Source organism: Flavobacterium cyanobacteriorum (assembly GCF_002251835.1).
Taxonomy (GTDB): Bacteria; Bacteroidota; Bacteroidia; order Flavobacteriales; family Flavobacteriaceae; genus Flavobacterium; species Flavobacterium cyanobacteriorum.
Window position 1 is genome coordinate 1 of sequence record NZ_NOXV01000187.1, and the last position, 10794, is coordinate 10794.

Below are 10794 nucleotides of genomic sequence, written 5' to 3' on the forward strand. Positions count from 1 at the left end.
TACACCGTCTGCACGAAGATACCAGGCATATTGTATGGTATTGAAATTGTCATTTGTATTATTAGTACTTAAGCCGGCCATTCTTGCAGTATTAGTTTCAGTCGCCGTAAACTTCATAAAGCCATTATTTGAAACGGTGTTCCACGAAGCAGCGCCACCATTCCAAGCTCCACCTGATTGTATTTTTTGTAGTGAATTGCCGTTAGCTGTAACATTTACAAAAGCAGAATTCCTCCACCTTACCTGTTCTTCAGCAGTATTACATGCTGCAGAAAAAGCATTAGCACTAATATAAGCCTCTACCCCAGCCTGTGATATAACATTAGCCGCTAATATATTTGAAACAAAAGAATTGTTTTGGCCACATCCTCCTGTTGAAGGTGTAAGGACANTGTAGTGAATTGCCGTTAGCTGTAACATTTACAAAAGCAGAATTCCTCCACCTTACCTGTTCTTCAGCAGTATTACATGCTGCAGAAAAAGCATTAGCACTAATATAAGCCTCTACCCCAGCCTGTGATATAACATTAGCCGCTAATATATTTGAAACAAAAGAATTGTTTTGGCCACATCCTCCTGTTGAAGGTGTAAGGACACAGGTGATAATATCACTATTATTCAATGAAGTATTTGTATAAGTTGCGCTATTTGTACCCACGTTAACCCCATTCAGCTTCCACTGATAAGTTGGATTAGCTCCGGCATTGGATGCAGTGGCCAAGAATGTACCGCTGTTGTAATTAACCGTAATGACATTGGCAATAGTAGCATTAATGCTGTTCATAGATATGTCAACAATCATTGGAAAAGTAGGTGCAACAGCGCTAATGTACTGCAGGACATCGCCTTTGTAGTATTTTATAACCCCTGCCTCAGCTGCAATTTTAAATTGCGTACCGGCAGTATAAGTTCCAAAAGTTCCCCTAAATGAGCCCGATTCATATATTTCTGCAATACCATCAGACCTTAAATACCATGCATAACGAATTGTAGTAAAATTGCTATTTAAATTAGTGTTGCTCAAACCTGCCATTTTATGCGTGTTTGCCTCATTAGATGTAAATTGCATGTATCCGTTATTAATAACTGTATTCAATGATGCCGCACCTCCATTCCAGCTACCACCGGACTGTATTTTTGTAATGGTATTATTATTGGCAGATACATTAATAAGTTCATTAGCAACCCATCTTACCTCTTCAGATATAAGTACGCAGCCACTTGCAGATGCTACACCAGATATATAAAATTCACTATTAGAGTTAGCAGGAGCCGCAAAATTAACAATCTGGTTAGAAGTATATGCCGCATTACTACAGCCCCCGGTATCAGGACGGATTACACAGTAGAGTACATCTCCATTCGTTAATGATGTATTGGTATATGTAGCGCTATTGGTACCTACATTAACACCATTGAGTACCCACTGGAATGAGGGTGATGTTCCCTGGTTGGTTAATGAGGCCGTAAAAGTACCACCGTTACGATTTGCAATTTTTGCCCCAACAACTTTACCATTAATACTATTAATAGATACATCAGCCAGTAGTGGTAAGGAAGGTGTAACAGAGCTCACAAATTGTAGTACATCATTTTCATAATATTTTACAATGCCTGACTCAACAGCTATTTTAAAAACATCAGTAGCCTGATAAGGTCCAAAGTTACCCCTGCTTGATCCACTCTCATAAATTTCTGCTGTACCGTCAGGACGGAGATACCAGGCAAATTGTATAGTATTAAAATTAGAATTTATGTTTGTGGTACTTAAGCCAACCATCCTTGCCGTATTGGTTTCAGATGCAGTAAATTCAAGATAACCATTATTATTCACCCTGTTGATGGATGCCGCTCCGCCATTCCAGTTACCGCCCGATTGTACTTTAACAAGTACATTATTATCAAATTCTACATTAGACAATGACGAATTCTGCCATACAACATCTTCGACGGCTATATTACATCCTGCTGCTACAGCTGTGCCCTGAATAACAAAATCAGAAGAAGCCGGTATAGCTATACTGGAATTGGTAAGCGTATTTGATGAATATGTTGTAAATGTACAACCGCCAAAATCAGGAGTTATGATACATGCTACCAAATCGCCATTTTCAAGCGAGGTATTAGTGTAAGTAGTACTATTAGTACCAACATTTTCGCCATTGAGCTTCCACTGGTATGTTGGGTTGTTTCCGGCATTAGTAGCTACGGCATTAAATGTGCCAGAATTATAATTTGAAACAATAGCGTTTGAAATTGTACCAAGTAGTGTGTTGATAGATACATCCACCAGCATAGGCAATGAAGGTGTTATGTTACTTATGTACATCAATGCAGTATCTTTATAGTACTTAACCACACCGGCTTCAACAGCAATTCTGAAAACTGTACCGCTGGTATAGCTGCCAAAACTTCCCCTGCCTGATCCACTCTCATAAATTTCTGCTGTACCATTGGTGCGTAAATACCATGCAAATTGTATAGTATTAAAACTGCTGTTGATATTAGTACTGCTCAAGCCAGCCATACGTGCAGTATTCGTCTCTGTTGCTGTAAATTCAAAGTAACCGTTGTTAAACACCCTGTTCCATGAAGCTGCGCCACCGTCCCAGGTACCACCAGACTGTATTTTTTGTATACTGTTGTTTGTTGCACTTACGTTTACTAAATCAGACTTTCTCCAACTTACTACCTCATTAACTGTATTACATGCGGCAGTCGTTGCTACACCGGTTATATAAAAGTCTATATTAAGGCTGTTAGATAATGCTTTATTTACAATAGTATTAGATGTTATTGGGTTTAGTGGACAGTAGCTTATACCTGGAATAAGTTCACAGGTTACAACATCTTCATTTCCTAATGTGGTATTACTGTAGGTTGCGCTGTTGCTACCTGTATTTACACCATTGACTTTCCACTGATATTGTGGATTGGTACCTAGGTTTGACGCAGAAGCCACGAATTCACCACCATAATAGTTACCTATCTTTACATTAGTTAATGTTCCGTTTAAACTGTTAATAGAAACATCAACAATCATTGGCAGTGATGGGGTGACCGCACTGATATATTTCAGGTCATTATTGATATAATATTTAACAACCCCGGCCTCCACTGCAATTTTAAATATGTCATTAATGGCATAGGCTCCAAAGGTACCCCTGCTTGAGCCTGACTCATAAACTTCAACAACACCATCTGTACGCAAGTACCATGCAAATTGTATTGTGTTGAAGTTGGAATTTACATTACTGGCACTCAATCCTGCCATCCTTGCCGTATTGGCTTCAGATGCAACAAATTGCATATAACCATTGTTAAATACCCTGTTTACAGATCCGGCACCTCCGTCCCAGGCGCCTCCCGATTGAATCTTTATAAGGCTGTTACCGTTGCCTGTAGACTGTGTATTAACAAAATCTGACCGTCTCCAGACTATCTCCTCTTCAGCAAGCCTACAGGCTGTAGAAGTTGGCGTGGCCTGTATGTAGAAGTTAAAGTTTTCAGAACCTGTAGCTGCACCAACAATAATTTGATTAGATCTAATTATAACATTACCACATTGGCTTGCATAAGCTACATCACATTGCAAAACATCACCCGGCTGCAGTGTCCCACCCTGATAAGATGCACTGCCAGTACTGACTACAGTATTATTACGGCTCCATGTATAAGATACAGGAGCAGTACCTGATACCTGTGCTGTAAAAGCACCCTGCGTAATATTAGCAATTTTAGGGTTACCTACTGTACCTCCCACAGTATTAATGGATACATCCGCAAGTAGTGGCAGAGTTGGTGAAACCGCACTAATATACATTAGCGTGTTGTTTTTATAATATTTTACGACATTGGCATCAACAAGTATTTTAAATACTGTCCCTACTGTATATCCGCCAAATGAGCCACGGCTTGATCCCGATTCATATACTTCAACAACACCATCCGTCCTTAAATACCATGCAAAACCAATAGTATTAAAATTAGCATCAAAATTATTAGAACTCAAACCGGCCATCCGTGCCGTATTTGCTTCTAATGCTGTAAATTCAAAATACCCATTATTTGAAACCGTGTTCCAGGAAGCTGCTCCTCCATTCCATGTGCCTGATGAAGTCGTTTTTGTAAGGGTGCCATTTATCAACTGGGTATTAAGTAGGTCAGGTGTGCGCCACACAACGTTCTCAATTGCTGTCAAACAACCTGAAACTGCCGCGGTTGCAGTGATTCTAAGGTCATAATTTTCCGGCACACCATAGGCAACATTATATCTTAAGCGTTGAGAGCATTCTATAGCCTGACGTTCAGCAGTGCTTACCTGCCTTGAAAATAAAATAAGTTCAGCGACATTACCTGTCAGAAATCTTGAGGTGTTGCCGGAATTATGCCATGCACCCAGTACCAACCTGTTGGTAAGATTATAATTAGTGCCTGAAATACTACTTGTAGTTAAGGCATTACCATCCCTAAAACCACTTACATTAGAGCCAGCAGTCATGGTAAGTAGCCTATAGTTATTATTACCCGTGGTAATTACATCAAAAACCTGGCTCATGGAACCTGTACCCGTAATACCCATACTAACCGGCCTGTTGGTCAGGTCTGGCCTATCCTGTATTACGAATCCTCTACTACCGTTATGGTCATTGTCAAGAAGTGTTTGTATAGTCGCAGTTGAAGTGCCTGTAGTAAACCAGCTGGCTACCATATTAGCAGTAAAGCCGGTATACCCCGTAGTAGGAATTAAAGTATGCTGCATGGATGCAGCACCATTAAAGAACACTGATGGCGAACCATTAAACTGGTTTATGACACCACTGTTAATAAGTATAGGCTGCCGCGAAATTGTTGCCTGCAACAGATGGCGGTTGCTACCACTCTGGTCATACCAAACAGATACGGTTGCACTGTTACCTTCAATCCAGTCAGACAATGATACGGAGGTAGGGACACCACCGCCTGTATCACTGACAAAAGATGAAAGAGAAACAGAACCCGAAGCATCAAAATAAACATCTCTTAGTTCGCCATCCGATGATCTCCTGAGTTGCACTACAGGCCCATTGTAAGAAGAACTTAACTTCCTAAGGCTGTAAGCAGCTAATGATGATGTTGAAACACCTGCATTATCAAGTACGTTTTGTGCTGTACCCGGAACTACAAATGCAAGAAATAAAGAAAATGCAACAATTTTTTTAGTGTACCTGAGTGTACACAAAGTTTTCAAAAATTTCATGTTTTTGGGGTGCTTTATATTAAGGTGTAAAGATACAGTGCAAAGACTGTAAATAATACATCCAACATAAAAACATCCCAATTTTATATAAAAAAATCAACTTTTAAATTTTAATTGATTGATTAAATCATGCATAAATATCAATTTAAAAATCTATTATTCAAATATTTAAATAAAAAAATATATAAAAAAAATAGATATGTTACATTAGGAATTGTCTATAGTAAATCTATATATTTTGTCTATATAATTTATATTTTATTGACCTTTTTTTGAACGAAAGAGAGAATTTAAATGCCTAAATTAATATTTATTTTTGATGAAAATTCTTTCAATTAGTGCTGCTTTTTTAATTATATAACTTAAAATATTATTTCAGACAGCGAGATAATTTTGTAATTCGGCTATTTTGGCAGCATCAGTAAAAGCTCCACTAAAAAAGGAAGTTACCGTTGATGATGTATCATCCTTTATTCCCCTTGAAGATACACAAAGATGTTTAGCATCTATAATTACAGCTATGTCTTCAGTATCCAAAACTGATTTTAGTTCCTCCCCTATTTGGTTTGTAAGCCTTTCCTGTACCTGCGGGCGTTTGGCATAGTACTGTACTATCCTGTTGAGTTTTGATAGCCCAATTACTTTCCCCGAAGATATATAGGCCACATGTGCCTTTCCGATAATCGGAACAAAATGATGCTCACAATTGGAATAGAATGTAATATTTTTCTCAACAAGCATCTGGTTATACTTGTATTTATTATCAAACAGGGCAATTTTAGGCTTATTGGCAGGGTTGAGCCCCGAAAATATTTCATCCACATACATTTTAGCTACCCTGCCCGGTGTGCCTTTCAGCGAGTCATCGGTAAGGTCAAGCCCCAGCACATCCATAATTTCAGCAAAAAGAAGGGTAATACGTTCTTTTTTTTCTTCATCAGGCATTATAAATGCATCGTTCTTTAAAGGAGTATCAAGGCCAGTACAAATGTGTTCATCACCAATCTCGGTGTCCGTAAGAATTGGAAGGGATCCAGTAAAAGTATTAATCATGATTTTAGTTTTTTTCTGCTCACTTTAGTGCGGGCAGCACCTCAAAGATATAAAATTTGTTTAACATAATTTAAAAAATGTTAAACAAATTATTTTGTAAGATCTAATATTAATAACACCTGCCTTTAAATTGATATGCTAAAGCTGCTAGCCTGTTGCTCTAAATTTTTTAGGGATAATACTTGGCAAAATGGGGTTAAATGACGGTAGAGGCTAAAAAAAAGGAACAATAAGTTTCAATTATATCCGGTTGATGCGCTGTAGCGAACTAATCAGTTTTACAAGCTGATACAAAAATAATGACAGGAATACAACCGGATAGATATAGCTTAATACCTTTGTGTTTAAAACGGTAACAGGCACAGAGGCCAGCAGATAAATAAACAGCTGCATACCTAAAAATGTGCCGGTGAGCGCCCCGGCAACAAAATAATGTTTCAGCACACCAGTAAAACTTGCAAAACCATTGCTGGTGAGGTATAAATTCCATCCTGCCCAAAAAGGCACCTGAATAAAATTAAGAAGGCTGAGTACCATACCGGTAATAAAAGGTGTATAGATTATTTTAGCCGCAATGGTATTTCCCTCAGTGGCATTTCCCTTTTGCGGCCAGTACCAGTACGCCAAGAGGAGTAATAACAGGATACTAAAAAACTCAATTCTTTTCAAAAAGTTTTTTTGGAAAGTAATGCGTGATGTAAAATAGATAATACTATACATAAAGGCCACTTCCGCAAGGAGTACACCTACGAGATAAAGGACAGCCTGCCCCTGCCCGTGATCCTTATAAACACTGAAGCCAATAAGGTTAAGGTAGCCCAGGGGTACTGACCCGGTAAAACTTACCAGGAAGCCTGCCGCTATATTTTTCAGCCCGGGCTTCATAATCTTTCATATTTGCTTACCATTTTGCGGTGAAGCCTATACTGGTGCATCCCTTCTGAAAACGACAGATAGCGCACACCCCTGGTATTGTTTTTAACACTTATCCGGAACATATAGGTAATATGCCTTGCGAGCTCCTTCCAGGCAAAAAAGATACTGTGCATAGGGTCATAAATATGGGTGGGTTCACTTGCCGCGCCATTAACTTCAATTATGCTGAAATTAATACCCTGTTCCAGTTCCTCCCAGGAATTATACATTATATCCATCCGCCCAAAATAAAATTCCGGCATCTGCAGGGCAACCTCATTGATTGTATCAGTAAGCCCGGCCGATATAAGGTGGCTTGCATCAATAAATTTAGCTCCCCGGCAGTGATTCCCAAGTGGCACCAAGTTTATTTTTTTATCTTTTTCAGGAATTTCATCAAGCCTTGCACCGAGTTCTTTCTTCAGTACGGGCAGCTGCATCTCAAACCTGGGGTCGCGCCTGATAAGTTCTGTTATGGTAGCCTCACCGTCGCCTGTAACTGTAAGAAGTTCCTTGGCCACTATGCCTGTTACCTTTCCCCTGTCCTCACCGGGAAAACGTACATAAAAAATCCCGGCTTCGTTAGGATAAGGTATAAACTCCTGTATTAAATAATCAAAATCTGCTTTTTGGTGGTAATTTTTAAGTTGAGCCTCATTATAAACTTTTTTTACGGCATTACCCCGCAGCCCCATATCAGGCTTTGCGATGATAGGGTACGCAATATTTTTATGTGCAAGCTGCTGTTTTACCTCATCAAATTCTTTGCCTTCGGGTACCAGTATCGTTGCCGGATAGTAAGCTTCAGGCATAAGGCCATAAATTTCAATCTTGCTGTCCATAATAAAGCCACCATTGCGCATGGTAGGGTTGGCAGCATTAAAAAAGAAAATGGTACGGGCCCTGAGCGCATAGGCAGCCCACAAAAAGAACAAAGGGAAATACACGGCCCAAAAAGGCCAGTACTCCCAGTTCCTAAGCTTATGTATAAAAAGTTTCAATGCTAAACCGATAGAAATGTTTTAGTAAAGCTATCCTGTTTCATTAGGTCAAGATACGAAAAATGCACTTTGTTAGCTTCCAGTATAGTTTGGGTTATACTCAGTGTCATAGGTCCGCCGGGCCTGTTTATAACCAGGCCGTTCTCTGTATTGGCCACATGGGTAAACCTGTGGAAAGCTATTACGTTTTCTTCGGTAACAACAGGTGTGGCTGCAAGAAACTCCCTGAACCATATTTCCCTTTGTTGCCTTACGCGGGCAGAATATAACGTTACAGACGACCAAATATAGCTTTCACTGCTGTTAAGGTGTTTTGTTTCTTTTGCTGTTCCATCCCAGCGAAGCTGGTAAAGACCGCCTTTTTCAAACAGGACTATAGTAAATGGCTCAATTTCGTTAAGATCAATAGTATTCCAGTACGCCAGCGGCGACTCCTGCCCTGTCAGTTCCAGCACAACTAAACCACGGCTCATGCGATATTTTGGTTTCCTGGTATGCTTTTCAGCAGCGCCGTTGAGCAGCACTATCACAGTACCGAATTCATCAACTGCATACCAGGTCCCTCCCGCTTCAGGATCTTTTGGAAAAAAAACCTTTTTGCGGTTTATCATGGTGTTCTTCGGCGCCAGTACAGGCTGCCTGCCGGGCTTTTCGTCCCTGTTAGACGTTATTATGACCCTGCCCCCGGCATTGATAAAACTAACTGTACACATTTTTCCTGTATTCGATAGTTGATGGCGCCACACCGAAATCTTCGGCAACCGATACTTCCTTAAGCTGTAATAACGCTACTTTTATGAGCGCCTGGTGATGAATGGTATGCTCAAAATTATAAAGCAGTTCCCTGTAGTAATTGCTTTCAAACTCCATTATCTCTCCGTTAACCTGCTGCTGCAGCACCATAGGCTTGTTATCTTTCTTTATGCTCCCGCTTATGCCCGTTATGCGTTCAATAGCTGTTTGTGTACTGGCCTGTATGGCTTTGTCCCTTTTGCGCAGGTCATAATTCACAATGCCTTCATCATAGCGCAGCAAAAGGCATTCATATAGCTCGATTATATGCCTTACATGCTCACCTATGGAAGAATGGCTTAATTCTGCGCGCGGCATGCTGTAGCATGTATCAGGCAGTTGCAGGAGCATTGATGATAATTCAGAAAGATTACGGTTAACAGAATCAAAAAGCATAGCATTATATTTTTTGTTTAATATAATAAATTTTTTGTTTGGTTAGGTACATTAATATAAGGCAGCAGGCAAATGTTACAAGTGCCAGTATAAACAGTTGGCCGCCATCGCCCTGCACCTCAAGGCCAAGTACAAAAATATGCGACAATATAGCCCCGGACATTGTGCCGGCACCAAGCAAGGCGCCATAAAAAGTAGTTCTGGGAAGCAGTATCAGCAGGGAAGCAATTAGTTCTATAATGCCTGACCCAATCCTACCATAAGGTTCTGCCCCTAATGTAGTAAATATATATACACTCTCCTCAGCCCCTGTAAATTTAAAAAACAAGGTTTGCAGTAAAATTAAGGCAGCGGTAAGCCTCATTATCCATAAAAATATATTCTTCATTATTATTAAATTTATGATTAAACACCATTTATTTTTTTCCAATTTACGTCAGCTTTGGATTTAAGGTTTTTTTCGTCCTTATTCCAGCTCTTCAGCGTATTATTGAAGTAGGCATTGTAAAAAAGGTATAATTTACCGTCAAGAATTTTATAAGTTTCAGGGTCAATTTCCACTTTTTCGCCGCTGCTCCCCATAGCGTAAGCACACCAGCCACCATACTGTGGTTCATATCCCTGTGGGTTTTTGAGGAATAGATTTTTGTTGCTTTCACTGGCAAAATAATACACAACGCCTTCGTACATGGTACTAATATTTTTTTTGCCTTTCATTGCTTTTTTTAGTGTAAAATACGTTACAGGGTCATAACCTTGTATGGCTACTTTATTGTCAAGGTTGAAATTATTTACCTTCCTGTTTTGAGCACGGGCTGCTATAGCAAATAATGCCAGTAGTAAAATAAGATACTTTTTCATGTTTTAAAGAATTAATATACAATTGTTTTATGATTAATTTTATTTTTTAGATATGGCTGGCCAGTTTATCTCAGCTTTTTTTATGCGGGCGTCTTTATCTTTCAGCCACTCTTCCCTTACGCTCAGGCTGTAATTGAGGTAAAGCCTGCCCTGGCTTACGGTAAAGGCTTTGGGGTCAACAGGTGCTTTATACCCTTCAGACATGCCATAGGCACACCAGCCGCCAAACTGTGGCAGGTATTTTTCCGGAGCCTTTGCAAACAGTGCTTTGTTTTCTTCAGTAGCAAACTGATATACAGCCCCTTCGTGTTCATACACAATTTCTTTACTGCCTTTAAGGGCGGCATTTTCCGTAAAATAGGCAACAGGATCATAGCCTGACAGAGCAACACCGCGTTTATCAGTATTAACCTTTTTTTGTGCCGTAGCTGATAGCGACAGAAGCGCCAGCAGCATTAAAACAAGTTTTTTCATAGTATTACAATTTATAATCCCAAAAAGTTCATTAGAGTAAATTTCTAATGGCGGTCATTAGAA

At 39.6% G+C, this 10794-nt stretch carries 8 protein-coding genes; all 8 read right to left on the minus strand.

Annotation, left to right across the window (positions count from 1 at the left end; all coding sequences use genetic code 11):
• Positions 1-5614: 5614 nt before the first annotated feature.
• The 8 genes from folE to CHU92_RS03755 all read right to left on the minus strand — a co-directional run bounded on the left by folE (position 5615) and on the right by CHU92_RS03755 (position 10731).
• Complete coding sequence (folE, locus tag CHU92_RS03720) at positions 5615-6292, minus strand: GTP cyclohydrolase I FolE (protein ID WP_094412737.1); 678 nt, start codon at positions 6290-6292, stop codon at positions 5615-5617.
• 240 nt (positions 6293-6532) lie between these two features.
• Positions 6533-7177, minus strand: coding sequence for a hypothetical protein (locus CHU92_RS03725; protein ID WP_094412738.1), 645 nt, complete (start codon positions 7175-7177; stop codon positions 6533-6535).
• A complete protein-coding gene (locus tag CHU92_RS03730) occupies positions 7174-8208 on the minus strand; it encodes an ATP-grasp domain-containing protein (protein WP_094412740.1) in 1035 nt (344 codons plus the stop codon). The genes CHU92_RS03725 and CHU92_RS03730 overlap by 4 nt, the downstream gene beginning before the upstream one ends.
• Before the next feature lie 2 nt (positions 8209-8210).
• Positions 8211-8921, minus strand: a complete 711-nt coding sequence (locus tag CHU92_RS03735) for an NRDE family protein (protein ID WP_094412742.1) — start codon at positions 8919-8921, stop codon at positions 8211-8213.
• Positions 8908-9396 (minus strand): hypothetical protein, encoded by a 489-nt coding sequence (locus CHU92_RS03740; protein ID WP_094412744.1) that lies wholly within the window; start codon positions 9394-9396, stop codon positions 8908-8910. Before CHU92_RS03740 ends, CHU92_RS03735 begins: the two co-directional genes overlap by 14 nt.
• Before the next feature lie 4 nt (positions 9397-9400).
• Positions 9401-9784: a DoxX family protein gene (locus tag CHU92_RS03745; RefSeq protein WP_094412746.1), complete on the minus strand. Its 384-nt coding sequence runs from the start codon at positions 9782-9784 to the stop codon at positions 9401-9403.
• 17 nt (positions 9785-9801) lie between these two features.
• Entirely contained in the window at positions 9802-10257 is a 456-nt protein-coding gene (locus CHU92_RS03750) for a YHS domain-containing (seleno)protein (RefSeq protein WP_094412748.1), read from the minus strand.
• Between the two features lie 39 nt (positions 10258-10296).
• Positions 10297-10731, minus strand: coding sequence for a YHS domain-containing (seleno)protein (locus CHU92_RS03755; RefSeq protein WP_094412750.1), 435 nt, complete (start codon positions 10729-10731; stop codon positions 10297-10299).
• Between the last annotated feature and the right edge of the window lie 63 nt (positions 10732-10794).